The sequence below is a fragment of the Ruegeria sp. SAZD011 genome (assembly GCF_059612545.1).
This window is the reverse complement of record NZ_JBXWQU010000001.1, coordinates 68,486-83,711: the sequence shown is the minus strand read 5'-3', so window position 1 is coordinate 83,711 and position 15,226 is coordinate 68,486. Positions and strand designations below refer to the sequence as shown.

General features: G+C 62.9%; 15 protein-coding genes. 7 read left to right on the top strand and 8 right to left on the bottom strand.

The window, feature by feature from the left end; all coding sequences use genetic code 11:
* Positions 1-100: 100 nt before the first annotated feature.
* The 7 genes from AC2FLM_RS00425 (at position 101) to AC2FLM_RS00395 (ending at position 7,042) form a co-directional block, all read left to right on the top strand.
* The gene (locus AC2FLM_RS00425; protein ID WP_496854679.1) at positions 101-1,480 is read left to right on the top strand and encodes a S8 family serine peptidase; all 1,380 of its coding nucleotides are present in this window, start codon (positions 101-103) and stop codon (positions 1,478-1,480) included.
* A 184-nt stretch (positions 1,481-1,664) separates the two neighbouring features.
* On the top strand, positions 1,665-2,564 hold the full coding sequence (locus AC2FLM_RS00420; RefSeq protein ID WP_234167104.1) for a LysR family transcriptional regulator: 900 nt from the start codon (positions 1,665-1,667) through the stop codon (positions 2,562-2,564).
* A 79-nt stretch (positions 2,565-2,643) separates the two neighbouring features.
* Positions 2,644-3,471, top strand: coding sequence for a putative hydro-lyase (locus AC2FLM_RS00415; RefSeq protein ID WP_234221492.1), 828 nt, complete (start codon positions 2,644-2,646; stop codon positions 3,469-3,471).
* Positions 3,472-3,492: 21 nt separating this feature from the next.
* On the top strand, positions 3,493-4,527 hold the full coding sequence (locus AC2FLM_RS00410) for a TRAP transporter substrate-binding protein (protein WP_234221491.1): 1,035 nt from the start codon (positions 3,493-3,495) through the stop codon (positions 4,525-4,527).
* A gap of 23 nt (positions 4,528-4,550) precedes the next feature.
* Positions 4,551-5,099 (top strand): TRAP transporter small permease subunit, encoded by a 549-nt coding sequence (locus AC2FLM_RS00405; protein WP_234137558.1) that lies wholly within the window; start codon positions 4,551-4,553, stop codon positions 5,097-5,099.
* On the top strand, positions 5,096-6,382 hold the full coding sequence (locus tag AC2FLM_RS00400) for a TRAP transporter large permease (protein WP_234143536.1): 1,287 nt from the start codon (positions 5,096-5,098) through the stop codon (positions 6,380-6,382). Before AC2FLM_RS00405 ends, AC2FLM_RS00400 begins: the two co-directional genes overlap by 4 nt.
* 6 nt (positions 6,383-6,388) lie before the next feature.
* Positions 6,389-7,042, top strand: a complete 654-nt coding sequence (locus AC2FLM_RS00395) for a DUF2848 domain-containing protein (protein WP_496854675.1) — start codon at positions 6,389-6,391, stop codon at positions 7,040-7,042.
* A gap of 112 nt (positions 7,043-7,154) precedes the next feature.
* Here the strand turns inward: AC2FLM_RS00395 and AC2FLM_RS00390 are convergent, their stop codons facing one another.
* From AC2FLM_RS00390 to AC2FLM_RS00355, 8 genes are all read right to left on the bottom strand, one after another.
* Complete coding sequence (locus AC2FLM_RS00390; protein WP_496854673.1) at positions 7,155-7,790, bottom strand: nucleoside/nucleotide kinase family protein; 636 nt, start codon at positions 7,788-7,790, stop codon at positions 7,155-7,157.
* Between the two features lie 8 nt (positions 7,791-7,798).
* Positions 7,799-8,725, bottom strand: a complete 927-nt coding sequence (locus tag AC2FLM_RS00385) for a carbohydrate kinase family protein (RefSeq protein WP_496854671.1) — start codon at positions 8,723-8,725, stop codon at positions 7,799-7,801.
* A gap of 18 nt (positions 8,726-8,743) precedes the next feature.
* Positions 8,744-10,243: a mannitol dehydrogenase family protein gene (locus tag AC2FLM_RS00380; protein WP_496854669.1), complete on the bottom strand. Its 1,500-nt coding sequence runs from the start codon at positions 10,241-10,243 to the stop codon at positions 8,744-8,746.
* A complete protein-coding gene (locus AC2FLM_RS00375) occupies positions 10,243-11,016 on the bottom strand; it encodes an L-iditol 2-dehydrogenase (RefSeq protein WP_496854667.1) in 774 nt (257 codons plus the stop codon). The genes AC2FLM_RS00380 and AC2FLM_RS00375 overlap by 1 nt, the downstream gene beginning before the upstream one ends.
* Entirely contained in the window at positions 11,013-12,017 is a 1,005-nt protein-coding gene (locus AC2FLM_RS00370) for an ABC transporter ATP-binding protein (protein ID WP_496854665.1), read from the bottom strand. The genes AC2FLM_RS00375 and AC2FLM_RS00370 overlap by 4 nt, the downstream gene beginning before the upstream one ends.
* A gap of 11 nt (positions 12,018-12,028) precedes the next feature.
* On the bottom strand, positions 12,029-12,859 hold the full coding sequence (locus AC2FLM_RS00365) for a carbohydrate ABC transporter permease (protein WP_234169487.1): 831 nt from the start codon (positions 12,857-12,859) through the stop codon (positions 12,029-12,031).
* A gap of 11 nt (positions 12,860-12,870) precedes the next feature.
* Positions 12,871-13,737 (bottom strand): carbohydrate ABC transporter permease, encoded by an 867-nt coding sequence (locus AC2FLM_RS00360; protein ID WP_234221484.1) that lies wholly within the window; start codon positions 13,735-13,737, stop codon positions 12,871-12,873.
* 112 nt (positions 13,738-13,849) lie between these two features.
* On the bottom strand, positions 13,850-15,154 hold the full coding sequence (locus AC2FLM_RS00355) for an ABC transporter substrate-binding protein (protein ID WP_496854663.1): 1,305 nt from the start codon (positions 15,152-15,154) through the stop codon (positions 13,850-13,852).
* Positions 15,155-15,226: the final 72 nt, after the last annotated feature.

Below are 15,226 nucleotides of genomic sequence, written 5' to 3'. Positions count from 1 at the left end.
ACGTTGACCGGACAGCCATCCGTTCGCGGGCCGGAGATCGCCGCCGACAGGCCGTTTCCCCGCCCAGGCTGCCGTCAGTCCGGACGGTGGAGGCGTGGCCATGACAATCAAGATGTTTCTGTTCGACCGCAATCAGGAGGGGCTGAAATCCAACCTTTCCAAGATCGGGTTTGATTTGGCTGACCTGTTGAATTCATTCGGCTTGCCCGGATTCACTCCGCCGACGGACCAGACCAACAACCCGTGGGTTCCCGTCGATCGGAACGGCACCCAGATCGACGGCGTGCCGGGGTCGGGCACCGGCTATGGTATTCCCCTGCTGTTGCCCGACGCCGGCACGGCGCGCGGTCTGTTGCAGGATTTCCGGGACAAGGCACTGGCAGTCGGCGATCCGGATGCGGCGCGGGTTCTGGGGGTCGAGTTGGAACCGGCCACGATGACCCTTGCGCTGCCCGGCCAGCATTGGTGCGCCGGTCACGGCATGGGCACGAGGTTCGGAACCCGCAGAAACGCGCGCGGCCTGATTCAGGCCGATGCCCTGCGAACACATGAACTGGACGGTCAGGGCACCAGGGTCTTTGTTGTCGACCGGGGGTTCAGCAAGACCTATGTCGAAGCGCTCGGCGGCACGTTTGGCGGCGGTCTCGGTATCGTCGAAAACGGCAAGATCACCAGACCGGGCAGCGGCGAGGAACCCTATCTGCCATTGCATCTGCGGCACGGATCGATGCTGCTGCGCACTCTCACCGACCTGGCGCCGAGGGCCGAATTCTTTGACCTGCCGCTGTTGCCGACCCGGATCACCGATGTCGACTACTTCGCATTGCGGGCGTTGTTCGCGTTCCTCGCCATGGAACAGTTCTTTCTGTCCGAGGATGAGAACTGGGTGATCCTCAACGCCTGGGGCATCGTCGACCGCTTTGCCGAGCGGATCAGGGGGGAATACACCAACAACCCCAACCACTGGCTGAATGTCATGCTGGCCTCGCTGGGGCGCCGGCACGATGTTGTGTTTGCGGCGGGAAACAACGGCCAGTTCTGCGCTGACCCGCGCGCACCCGGCTATGACCGGGGTCCGGGACAGAGCATTTTCGGCGCCAATGGCCTGATCGACGTGACCTCTGTTGCGGCGGTTCGCTGCGACGGAACGTGGATCGGGGCCTCGTCCCAGGGGCCGGGACCATCGGCTTTCGATCCCGAAGGCGCCCCGGTCGAAAAGCCCGACCTCTGCGCGCCGAGCTGGTTCGTGGAAGATCGCGACGCCTCGCTGCGCAGCAGCGGAACCTCAGGCGCCTCCGCAGTCGTCGCCGGTGTCATCGCCGCGTTGCGCAGCGGCTGGGACAACACGGCCGTCTCTCCCTCGCAGATGCGTTCCGCCCTGCGCGCAGGCGCCCGCGAGATTTCGGGACCGGGTTGGCACAACAGGACCGGTGCGGGGCTGCTGCGGCTTGAGGACACGATCGCAGGCCTTCAGACCTGAATGCCCAAAATGAGCCGGGGCGCGCGCACCGGTTGAAAACGGTTGCCCTGTATGTGTCTCCAGCAGTCATCCGGCCCCTGCCCGTCTCGATCCGAAGTGTCCTGATGCGGTCGGCCCGGCCACGATCCCGCGGCGGTGTGGTTTGGTCTGTCCAAGCCGGGGGATGTCATGCGACCAATGGATCATGACCAGAATCAATATCGAGCAACTCAGGACATTTCTGGCGGTCGTGCGTCTGGGCGGGGTCCGCCGGGCGGCGTCAGGGCTCAACCTGACCCAGCCCGCCGTCACCGCGCGGATCAAGAACCTTGAGGATTCGCTTGCCTGTGAACTTTTCGAACGGCGCTCGGGGGGGATGCGGCTGACCAAGCGCGGCGAGCTGCTTCTGGCCCATGCAGAGAAGTTCGAACATCTCACCGAACTGGTGGAACGCGATGTGGTCGACCCGCAAGGGATCGATGGCCGTTTGCGGTTGGGCGTGTCCGAAACCATCGCCCAGTGCTGGCTGCCCGAACTGATTTCAAGGCTGCACGGGCTTTACCCAAGGCTGGATATCGAATTCAACGTGGATATCTCGCTGAACCTGCGGGCCGGGCTTCTCAATCGCGAGATCGATCTGGCCATCCTCCTCGGCCCCGTGTCCGAGTATTTCGTCAACAATATCGAACTTCCCGGCTTTGATCTGGCCTGGTATGCGGCGGCCAATACCGAACCCGGCCTGACCGAAGACAAGTACCTGTCCCGCCCCGTCCTGACCTATGCCCGCAATACCCGGCCCTATCGCGAACTCAAGGAGATGCTGTTCGAACGGGTTGGCCCGGATGTGTCGATGTTCCCCTCTTCTTCGCTATCCGCCTGTTTCCGGCTGGTCGAGGCCGATCTGGGCGTTGCGGTCCTGCCGCGTGCCCTGGGTCAGGAATTCGTCGACACCGGGCGCATCCGGGAATTCGATCCAGGCTGGGTGCCGTCACCGCTGCGGTTTACCGCCTCGTATCTGGGCGAACCCAGAAGTCATCTGATTGAAACGGCGGCAAAACTGGCGCTGGAAGTTGCCACCGAATACCAGCGTGATAGAAATTCTTAATCGATATCGAGAAAATGTTTCGATTTGAGTTTATAGAGCTAACCGGCGACCCTCGCTTCATCTCGATGGAGGGGCCCGCGTGAGCGAAACATACCAGAAGCTGAAAAACAGCACATTGGACGAACAGCGCGCCGCGATCCGGTCCGGCGCTTACCGGTCGCACACGGCGGGGCTGGGCCAGGGCCACTTGCAAGCCAACCTGGCAATCATGCCCGAGGCCTATGCGCTTGACTTCATGCGGTTCTGTCAACGCAACCCCAAGCCCTGCCCGTTGACCGGAGTTTCCGACACCGGCAACCCGATGATGTTCACCCTGGGCCGCGACATCGACATCCGGACCGACGTTCCGGCCTATAATATCTACCGTGACGGAAAGCTTGCAGGCTCTGCCAGCGACATATCCGACATCTGGCGGGACGATCTGGTGGTGTTTGCTCTGGGGTGTTCATTCACCTTCGAACATGCGTTGATGCGGGCCGGGATACCTGTCTGGCATATCGACAACGACAAGACGGTGCCGATGTTTCGATCGAATGTCGAAACGGTGCCGGCGGGTCCCTTTTCCGGCAAGATGGTGGTGTCGATGCGCGCCATCCCCGAAAGCCGCGTCAGCGAAGCCATCGAGATTTCGCGCCGCTTTCCGCTGGCCCATGGTGCGCCGGTCTATTGGGGCGACCCGGCCGGTCTCGGCATCGCCGACCTGTCCGCCCCGGACTGGGGCGACCCTTCGCCCATCGGCCCCGGCGAGGTGCCGGTCTTCTGGGCCTGTGGCGTGACCCCGCAGGTCGCGATCGAAGCCGCCAGACTGCCGCTCTGCATTACCCACAAGCCGGGACACATGCTGATCACCGACGTGGCCGAGGACGCCGAAGCCCCGGTCCTTACATTCACCAATGACAAGACATAACGTCCAACGAGGAGAACGAAGATGAAGCGTATCACCACCATTCTGGCCGCCACGACGGCGCTGGCCGCCCCCGCCATGGCCGAGGATCTTTCCGTCGTCGGCAGCTGGTCCAGCCTGCCGCTTCACAAGCAATACGAAGCCCCGTTCTGGGGCGAGGCCCTGCCCGCTGCCTCGGGCGGCAAGATCACTGTCAATCTGACCACCCACAACCAGATGAATCTTGGCGTCGGCGACGTTTTCCGCCTGCTTGGTGACGGCGTCTATGACGTGGCGATGACGGTGGCCGACTATGCCGTTGCCGATGCGCCCGAGCTCGAAGGGCTGGACGTGCCGTTGCTGGCGCTGACCGCAGACGAGGCCCGCGCCATGGTCGATGCGGCCCGGCCGATGGTGACCGACATTTTCCACGACCGGTTCAATTCGCATGTTCTGGCCATCGCCCCCTATCCGCCGCAAGTGGTGTTCTGCAATGCCGAGATCGCCGGGCTGGACGATCTCAAGGGGCTCAAGGTCCGTGCCTCGGGCCGGATGACCGCCAAGTTCCTCGAAGCGCTGGGCGCCGAGGGCGTCAATGTCAGCTTTGGCGAGGTACCCGGTGCATTGCAGAAGGGTACCGTGGACTGCGCCGTGACCGGCGCCGGCTCGGGCTATTCGGCGGGCTGGTGGGAGGTCTCGACCCATCTGCTGCCGATCCCGCTGGGTGGCTGGGACAGCGTCGTGACCGCGATGAACCTGGACAAGTGGAACAGCCTCGATGCCGACACCCAGGCGCTGATCGCGTCCAAGGTCGCGTCGGATTTCGAGGCCCCGGCCTGGGCCAGCGCGCAGGGTGCGCTGGTCAATGACATCGCCTGCCTGACCGGCAATGGCGACTGCCCCGCCGGCGACGCGCGCGGCATGAAACTGGTCGAGGTCTCGGAGGCCGATTTCGCCCGCGCCCGCGAAGTGTTGGTGGGTGAGGTTCTGCCTGACTGGGCCGGGCGCGCCGGTGGCGACTGGGCCGAACGCTGGAACGCGTCGGTTGGCGCAACCGTCGGTGTGACCATCGGGAACTGATCGGCACCGTCAGGGAGGAGCAGATGGAAGAGATCGTGCTGGAGAAACTGCGCAGCTGGAATCGCCGAATAGCGATCTTGACCGGATGTGTCCTGATGGCCTGTGCCGGTGTCGTCCTTCTCGACGTCCTGCTCAGGCGCCTTGGCTCCTCCTTCGGCGGCACCGATGAAATCTCGGGCTACGTGATGGCCATTGCCACCTCTTGGGGAATGGCCTTCACGCTTCTCGAACTTGGTCACGTCCGCATCGACCTTCTGCGCGGGCGCACGGGACAGATCGGCCGGTCGCTGTTCGACCTGTTCGCGATGATCATGATGGCGGGCACCGTCACCCTGATCGCGGTCAAATGCTGGCCGGTGCTGGCCCGGTCCCTGGCCAATTCCTCGCGTGCGAACACGCCGCTGGAAACCCCGCTGGCACTGGTGCAGGTGCCATGGTTCGCCGGTTGGGTCTGGTTTGCCATCGTTGCCTGGGCGACGCTTGCGGCGGCTCTGCTGCTTGTGCTGAAAGGCAGGTTCGAAGCCTCGGAGGCAGCCATCGGCTGTTTCGGCGAGGAGGCGGCGCTGAAATGATCGGCTATGTGACAATCGGACTGCTCGGGCTGCTCGCCCTGTCGATCCCGGTCGGCATCGTGCTCTTTCTTCTCGGTTTCGGGGTCGATGCGTTCTTTAGCCCGTTTCCCCTTATCCGCGGATTGGGCAACCTGGTCTGGTCGACCTCGAACAACGCGACCCTGATCGCGATCCCCTTCTTTGTGCTGCTGGGCGAAATCCTGGTCCGGTCGGGGATCGCAACACGCACCTATGCCGCGCTCGACCGCTGGGTCAGCTGGTTGCCCGGCGGATTGGTGCACGCCAATGTCGCCACCGCCACGATGTTCTCAGCCACCTCCGGGTCGTCGGTTGCCACCGCCGCCACGGTCGCCACGGTCGCGATGCCCCAGGCCGAGAAACTGGGCTATGACCCCAAGCTCTTTTCGGGCGCAATTGCGGCCGGCGGCACGCTCGGGATCATGATCCCGCCCTCGATCAACCTGATCGTCTACGGGTTCCTGACCCAGACCTCGATACCGCGTCTGTTCCTGGCGGGCCTCGTTCCCGGTCTGGCGCTGGCGCTGGGTTTCATGGCGATCACCGTGATCATCTGCCTGATCCGCCCCTCGCTGGGCGGCACCCGCCGGGTGTTTCCGCTGGCCGAGATGCTGCGGGCCCTGCTGCAACTGCTGCCCATCGTGCTGCTGTTCACCATCATCATCGGAACCATCTACAAGGGCTGGGCAACCCCGACAGAGGCCGCCGCGGTCGGCGTTGCCGGTGCGGTGACAATCGCCGCGTTCTTCGGAAACGTGTCCAGGGCGATCTTCGTCGAAGCCATCCTTGGCACCGTCAAGATAACCTCGATGATCATGCTGGTCGTCATTGGCGCCTCGTTCCTCAATTTCACACTGGCCTCGGCCGGGCTCGGGCGCGAGCTGGAGACCTTCCTCGACGGGCTGGGCCTGTCGCCCCTGGGCACGATCCTGGTGGTGGTGCTGATCTATATCGTGCTGGGTTTCTTCATCGAGACACTGTCGCTGATGGTGGTGACGATCCCGATCATCGTACCGCTGGTGGTGGCGCAAGGGTATGACCCGATCTGGTTCGGCATCCTGATGATCGTGCTGATCGAGATGGCGCTGATCACACCGCCGGTCGGCCTGAACCTCTATGTGGTTCAGGGAGCCCGGAAGTCGGGCAAAATGAGCGAGGTCATGCTGGGGACGATCCCCTACGTGATCGCCATGCTGATCATGGTGGCGCTGCTGATTGCCTTTCCCGCAATCGCGCTGTTCCTGCCATCCGTGCTTGGGGGGTAAGGCCTGATGCGGTTTGTTGCGGAAGGACGCGAGATCGAGGCAAGGATCGAGCATCTGGTCGTCGCCGGATGGACCGGACGCGACATCGGCGCGGTCCGCCATCATATCGAAGAGCTGGCGGCGCTCGGTGTCGCGCCGCCATCGCAGGTGCCGCTCTTCTACCGGGTGTCGCAGTCGCTGCTGGTGCAGGCCCCGAGGATCGAGGTACTGGGGCCCGACACCTCGGGCGAGGTCGAGCCATTGCTGGTCAATCTCGATGGCACCCTTTGGCTCGGGCTTGGATCGGACCACACGGACCGCCAGCTTGAAACCGTCTCGGTGGCAGCCTCGAAACAGGCCTGCCCGAAACCGGTCTCGCCGATGCTCTGGCGGTTCGACACGGTCGCGCCTCATCTGGATCGGCTGATCCTGAGTTGTGAAATCCGTGAAAACGGTGAGTGGACGCTCTATCAGGAGGGGACGCTGGCCATGATCCGCCCGCTTGGCGATCTGGTCGCGCAATCGGGGTTCGATACCGGCGGCGCCATGCTCTGCGGCACGCTTGGCGCCATTGGCGGGGTGCGGCCCGCTTCGGACTATCGCATGCAACTGCGCGACCCGGTTCTCGAACGCAGCCTGTATCTGGAATACCGGGCCTCTGCTCTGCCAGTGGTGGCCTGATAACCACCCGCAGCGCCGAACCCCGCGCGTTCGATTCCGGGACCGCACTCACCTCTGCGGGACTGGGTCCTGCCACCCTGCCCGACAGAAGGCCAAAGGCGGCTGTTCGACCCTATCTTGCCGCCACCCCGCCCCCGGCATTCAGAACAAGATCGGGGTCGCGCGAGTTTGCATCGACCCTATCCGCATTCACCAGATCGTTCCCGATCGCCCGAGCCCGCGCCGCATCGAACGGCATCCCCTGATCCAGCCAGCGCTGTGTCAGACGCGCCTCCAGTTCATCGCGCGCGACCTCCAGCCTGACCGTCAGATCGAACAGATCCGCAAGCTCGGACCATGGCGCGGTATTTATGAGCAGGTAGTTCCCTTCGATCAGTGCGACTTTTGTGTCGGCCTCGACCCTGGCCGCATCGGCAATACATCGATCGGCATCCCGGTCGAACAAGGGGTAGGAAACGCTGGTGCCTAGGCGCAAATTGCGAACAAGCGCGACGAAACCATCCGCATCGAACGTCTCCGGCGCCCCCTTGCGATGCAAAAGTCCGGATTTCGCGAGGACATCGTTTTCCAGGTGATACCCGTCCATGGGCACCACTGCCGCCGGTTGGTCCAGACAGGCCGCCAGCTCTGCGCAAAGTGTCGACTTTCCCGACCCCGGCGGGCCGGCGATGGCGACCAGAAAACGGCCTTGCCCGACGCTGCGTGCATTGATCTCGTCGATCAGCTCTTTTCTCGTGATCTTTCGCATCGCACACATCAGAGTTCGTCGACCCAGGGCGGGTTGGCACCGGCACGCGAGACCGTGACGGCGGCGGCGCGTGCCCCGAATTGCATCGCCCTTTCCACCTCGTCGGGTCCCAACAAGGCGATGCCGTCCGGGCTCAGGCACCCGCGCTCTGCCAGATGCGCCAGCACACCCGCATTGAACGTGTCGCCGGCACCGACAGTGTCGACGACCCTTGTTTCGCAGGCCGGGACATGCACCTCGTGTCCGCCCCGCAGGACCCCTGTCGCCCCGGCTCCACCCCTGGTGACAATGATCAACGCCGGTCCCGTGTCCAGCAGGGTCCGAGCCTTCTCTGACAGCGAGTCCGGTGCCTCGACGATCCAGTCCAGGTCTTCGTCGGACAGCTTCACGATATCGGCCCGGGCAATCAGACGCACGATCCGCGCCCGGTAAGCATCTGCATCCGCGATGAAATCCGGCCGAATATTCGGGTCCAGCATGATCACGCGTCGTCCGCTCTCTCTTTCGAGCAGAGCGGCATAGGCGCTGGCCCCCGGTTCGCAGGCCAGACTGATCCCACCGAAGAACAGCGTCGAAACCTCGGCGGACAGGTCGGGCATATCGTCGACCGTCAACATGCGCCCCGCGGAATTTTCGTCAAAGAAGCTATAGCGCGCCTGCCCGCCGCATAGCTGAACGAACGCCAGCGTGGTGGGTCTGTCACTCAGAATCACGCGGGACGCATCGACATGCGACGCCGCAAGGCTTTCCGACAACTGCCTGCCAAACAGGTCGGATGACAGACCGGTCAGCAGGCCAACCCGAGCGCCGAGCCGGCCCAGCGCGATGGCAGTGTTGAAAACGGCGCCGCCGGCATGGGGAACAAAGCCGACCTCACCCGAAGCCACCGCCTTGGGGATCATGTCGACAAGCGCTTCTCCGCAGCAGAGTATCATTCGCAATCGTCCCTCCGCTCACCGCGCCAGATAGTCGGCTATCGCGGCCTCAACACCCTCTTGCCAGATCTGGACCAACCACCTGCCGAATGCATCGGCGAACCCGGACGCCTCTGACAGATCCCCATAGATGGGCGCCTGTGCAAGCCACGCCGAGGGGTCGTGCCGGGCCGCCATCGCTGCCGCCTGCAACCGGTCCCAGAACGGGTCGTTGGGATCGATCCGGGTGCCATCCTCGCGGGTGCCCTCGCACATGCGCGCCCAGATCGCCTCGACCAGAGCCAGCCCCTCGACACTGATGCCCGCGGCAAGGCCCGCACGGATCGACGGGATTACAAAACCCGGATGCCGCGAGGACCCGTCGAAAGCAACCCGCCGCGTGGTGTCCACGATGCTGCGGTTCGAGAACCGGCGTTCAATCAGATCGGCATAGGCGCCCGGCGCCATTCCAGGAACCGGTGCCACATGCGGTGCGATCTCCTCTCGCGCGACCTTGCGGAACAAGGCCCTGATCCGCTCATGCGCCATACAGTCCGCGATCGTGGGAAGTGACAGAATTTCACCCGGATTGGCGACGATCTGATGCCCGCCGTTCAGGATCCGGATCTTCATCGCCTCATAGGCATGCACGTCGTCGGCAAAGACTGCTCCGGCCTTGTCCCATTCGGGTCGACCCGCGCAGAACGCATCCTCGATCACCCATTGGCGGAAATCCTCGTGCGTCACCGGGACCGCGTCATCGATGCCATGGACCCGCGCCAGTTCCATTTCCTTTGGGCCGGTAGCGGGAACGATGCAATCGACCATCGAGTTGGGAAAGCTGCAATGCGCGTCGATCCAGGTCGCCAGCTCAGGATCGGACAGGCGGGCCAGTGAAACGACCACGTGGCGAAGGATGGTACCGTTGCCCTGCAGGTTGTCGCAACACAGACCCGAAAACGGGCCGGTCCCGTCCTGCCGCCGTCGCCTCAGCGCAGCCACCATTGCGCCAAAAGCCGTCCGAGGCTGCTCGGGATACGCCGCATCGTGCCGGATATCGGGGTGCGCGGTATCCAGCGCCCGCGTCACCGGATCGAGATAGTAGCCCCCCTCGGTCACGGTCAGCGAGACGATCCGGATCTCGGGACGCGACATATACGCGATCAGCGGCCCGTTGCCCGGCGTGACCGGGACATAGTCGATCATGGATCCGATGACCTCGACCGCGCGTCCCGACGGGGTAAGCTCGATCAGGGTCGTCAGGTAATCCTGACCCGCCAGTTTCCGGCGCTGCTCCTCGTCATAACTGCGCATGCCGGCACCGACGATCGCCCAGTCGCGGGCCAAACCGATCTGCATCAAACGATGCAGGTACCAGGCCTGGTGGGCGCGATGGAAGTTGCCGACGCCGATATGCAAGATACCCGGCCTGAGCGTCGACCTGTCGTAGACCGGTTTCAGGACGTCTTGCGGCAGCGCCGTCAGAGTGGAATTACTCAGTTTGACCGGGGCAGGTTTTTCAGAAAAAAGCGGGGACATCAGCTCATCCAGTTCCCGCCGTCAACGCCGAAGGTCTGCGCGACGACATAGTCGGACTCGCCGCTGGCAAGAAACACGGCCATTCCGGTCAAATCCGAGGCATCGGCCATGCGCCCGATCGGGACGGCCTCGGCCACTTCCTTTTTCTTCTGTCCCAACGGCTTGTTCTCGTAGCGGGCAAAGAACGCGTCGACCCCGTCCCAATGTTCGCCCGCAACGACGCCCGGCGCGATGGCGTTCACGTTGATGCCGTGCCGGACAAGGTTCAGCCCCGCAGATTGCGTCAGGCTGATCACCGCCGCCTTGGAGGCGCAATAGACGGCAACCAGGGGTTCGCCGCGCCGCCCGGCCTGCGAGGCCATGTTGATGATCTTGCCCCGCGTGCCGGTTTCGATCATGTGCCGCGCCACCGCTTGCAGCGTGAACAGAGTACCGGCGACGTTGATATCGAACACGCGGGCATAATCGGCGCGGTCGATTTCGACGAACGGAGCCGCGCTGAAGATCGCGGCATTGTTGACCAGAATGTCGATGGGGCCGAAATGGGCGACGATTTTGGCGATGGCCTTGTCGATGCTCTCTTGCCGGGTCACATCCATGTCCACCGCCAGCGCTGCCGGGCCTATCTCCTCTGCCGCGCTCCGGGCGCGGACAATGTCGATATCGCAGAGCGCGACCTGCGCGCCTTCGGCGACATAAGCGCGGGCGAATTCCAGCCCGATACCGCGTGCGGCCCCGGTGATCAGGGCGGTTTTTCCGGCGAGTCGTTTCATTCCAGGCGCAACCCCTTGTCGTCGAACCGGTGCAGATGCGCCGGATCGGGGGTCAGGAAGACACGCGCGCCATAGGACAATTCCCTTTCACCGCTGGCCCGCACGGTCAGCGGTTCGGGAAACGCATCGCATTTGACGTGAAAGAACGTGTCCGACCCCAGATGCTCGGACACGCCGACCGTACCGGCCCACGCCCCGTCGCTATCCGAGATCGCGACATGTTCGGGCCGGATACCGATGGTATGCGCGCCCAGTTTCTGTGCCTCGGGCCCGTCCAGAAGGTTCATTTTCGGAGAGCCGATGAAACCGGCGACAAAGGTGTTGCGCGGGGTACGGTACAGCTCCAGCGGGCTGCCGACCTGTTCGATCACTCCGGCCTGAAGCACCACGATCTTGTCGGCCATTGTCATTGCCTCGACCTGATCATGGGTCACATAGATCATCGTTGTCGCCAGACGCTTGTGCAATTCGCTGATTTCCAGCCGCATCCCCACGCGCAGCGCCGCGTCGAGGTTCGACAGCGGCTCGTCGAACAGGAACGCCGCCGGTTCGCGCACAATGGCGCGTCCGATGGCCACGCGCTGGCGTTGACCGCCAGAGAGTTGCCCCGGACGCCGGTCCAGATAATCGGTCAGGTTCAGAACCTCGGCGGCCTGCGCCACGCGCCGGTCCTGTTCGGCCTTGTCCAGCCCGGCCATGCGCAGCGGAAAGGCGATGTTCTTGCGTACCGACATATGCGGGTAGAGCGCATAGGACTGGAACACCATGGCCAGTCTCCGCTTGGCCGGGGGCATCGACGTGGCATCCTGTCCGTCGATCAGCATCTGCCCGCTGCTCACATCCTCCAGCCCCGCGATCAGCCGCAGGAGCGTTGACTTGCCACAGCCCGACGGGCCGACAAAGACCACGAATTCTCCATCGTTGATTGTCAGGTCCAGCGGCGGGATGACTTCGATGTCTCCAAACGTCTTGGCGACCCGCTTCATTTCGATTTGTCCCATCGTGTCAGTCCTTATTTCACTGCGCCGAATGTCAGGCCGCGGACGAGTTGTTTCTGGCTGAACCAGCCCATCACCAGGATCGGCGCGATAGCCATGACCGACGCCGCGCTGAGCTTGGAGTAGAACAGGCCTTCGGGGCTGGAATAGCTTGCGATGAAGGCAGTCAGCGGCGCAGCCTTGGCCGCCGTCAGGTTGAGTGTCCAGAACGCCTCGTTCCAGGCCAGGATCACGTTCAGAAGAACGGTCGAGGCTATTCCGGGCACCGCCATCGGGGTCAGGACATAGAGAAGTTCCTCGCGCAGACCGGCGCCGTCCATCCGGGCGGCTTCCAGGATCTCGCCGGGGATCTCGCGGAAATACGTGTAGAGCATCCACACGATGATCGGCAGGTTGATCAGCATCAGAACGACCACCAGCCCGGTGCGCGTATCGAGCAAGCCCAGCCTGATGAACATCAGGTAGATCGGATAGAGCACGCCAACCGCCGGCAGCATCTTGGTCGAGAGCATCCACATCAGGATGTCCTTGGTGCGCTTCGAGGGCACGAAAGCCATCGACCACGCCGCCGGAACCGCGATCAGCACGCCAAGCAGCGTCGACCCCAGGGCGATGATCACGGAATTCATGAAGTGCTTGAAATAATCCGACCGTTCCTGCACGACCTCATAGCTTTCAAACGTCCAGGCAGAGGTCAGCACTTCGAGCGGTGTGCGGATGGCATCGCCCTCGGCCTTGAAGGACAGGACCACGATCCAGAGGATCGGGAAGAAGATCAGCAGACCAACTGTCCAGGCGATGGCGGTATTCAGTGCCTTGCGGCGGGTTGTGACGGCGCGGGCCATTGTCGTTCTCCTCACGCGTCCAGATTCTTGCCGACGATGCGCATCAGGAAGAAGGCAACGATATTGGCCAGAATGATTGCATAGACCCCGCCCGCAGACCCCAGTCCGACATTCTGGCTTTCCAGAACCCGCTGATAAATCAGGTATGTGAGCGTCTTGGTGCCAAAGGCGCCAGCGGTGGTGACAAAGATCTCGGCAAAGATCGACAACAGAAAGATCGTCTGGATCAACACCACGATGGTGATCGCGCGCGAGAGGTGCGGCAGCACGATGAACCAGAACCGGCTGAACCAGCCCGCCCCGTCCATCTCTGCCGCCTCGACCTGCTCGCGGTCCAGCGATTGGATCGCGGTCAGCAGGATGAGCGTGGCAAAGGGCAGCCATTGCCAGGAAACGATCATGATGAGCGAGGGCAGCGACGCCTGGCTGAGCCATTGCACGGGCTCGGCACCGAAGGCTTTCCAGAGATGGGCCAGGAACCCGTTCACCGGGTCCATGAACATGTTTTTCCAGACCAGGCCCGACACGGTCGGCATGACGAAAAAGGGGGCAATGACCAGAATACGGACGACCCCCTGTCCCCACATCGGTTGATCAAGCAGGATCGCCAGCAGGATCCCCAGAAAGACGGTGATCACCAGAACGCCGCCCACGATGATCAGCGTGGTCGCAATCGCCGGCCAGAACGCGCTGGAGGTCACGAAGCGCACGTAGTTCTCGAACCCGACCCAGCCCAGGTCACCACCGCGTAACGGCAGGTATTTCTTGAACGAAAAGTAGAGCGTCATCGTCAGTGGCACCAGCATCCAGCCCAAAAGCAGGATCACGGCGGGGGCCATCATGATGCGCGCGGCAGATCGTGAATGCTGCGTGGCCATTGACACATCTCCTGTGTTCACGCGCGCCGCATAAACGCCCGGCGCCGGTCCTCAGTTTCCGGGATGGGAAAGCCAGAGAGCGGCAAGACCGCTCTCTGGCATGGGAGGGAGCCTAGCGATAGCCTGCGGCTTCCATCGCATCATTGGTCAGGGCCTGCGCCTTGGCCAATGCCTCTTCCACGGTCTGCTGTCCGGCATAAACCGCCGAGAACTCCTGGCTGACCTCGGTCGCGATTCCTGCAAATTCGGGGATCGCCACGAACTGGATACCGACATAGGGAACCGGTTTGACCGTCGGGTTCGTCGGGTCGGCCGCGTTGATCGAATCCAGCGTCATCTTGGCAAACGGAACCTTCTGATATTCGGGGTTCTCGTAAAGCGAAGTCCGCGCGCCCGGTGGCACGTTGGCCCAGCCCTCCTTGGCCGCGACCAGTTCGATATACTCCTTCGAGGTCGCCCATTCGATGAACTGCTTGGCCGCCGCTTCCTTCTGGGTGCCCGCCGGCACTGCCAGCGCCCAGGCCCACAGCCAGTTCGACCGCTTGCCCATACCGGTATCGGGCGCCAGCGCAAAGCCGACCTTGTCGGCAACCGTCGAATCCTTGGGGTTGGTCACGAACGAGGCGGCCACCGTTGCGTCGATCCACATGCCGCACTTGCCCTGCTGGAACAGCGACAGGTTCTCGTTGAAACCGTTGGTGGCATATCCCGGAGGCCCGGCTTCGGTCATCAGATCAACAAAGAAGTTGAGCGCATTGGCCCATTCCGGCTGATCGAACTGGGCGTTCCAGTCCTCGTCGAACCAGCGCGCGCCAAAGGAGTTCCCGGTGACCGTGATAAAGGCGCCGCCTTCGCCCCAACCGGCCTTGCCGCGCAGGCAGACACCGTTGATCTCATTGTCTCGGTCGGTCATCGCGATCGCCGCCTGGCGAATGAAATCCCAGGTCGGTGCCTCGGGCATCGTCAGCCCGGCCTTTTCCATCAGGTCGGTGCGGTACATGACCATCGAGCTTTCACCGTAGAACGGCGCGGCGTAGAGCGTACCCTCGTGGCTGAGCCCGCCACGCATCGCCGGCAGGATGTCGTTGACATCATAGGCATCCGACAGGTCGTCGAGCGGCACCAGCCAGCCATTGGCACCCCAGATCGGGGTTTCGTACATACCGATGGTCATGATGTCGAACGCTCCACCCTTGGTGGTGATGTCGGTGGTAACACGCTGACGCAGAACGTTTTCCTCCAACGTCACCCATTCGACCTCATGACCGGTCTTGGCCGTGAAATCATCGGTGTAGCCCTGCATGCGGATCATGTCGCCGTTGTTAACGGTCGCAATCGTGATGGTATCGGCAAATGCACCGCTGGTCGCCAAGAGCGACATGGCCGTCGCCGCACCAAGTGCGTTTCGGAAATACATACGAGTCCTCCCTCTCGTGAGTTTTATGGCCTCACGATAAGAAATCACATTGCCTCTCGTCAATTTAATTTT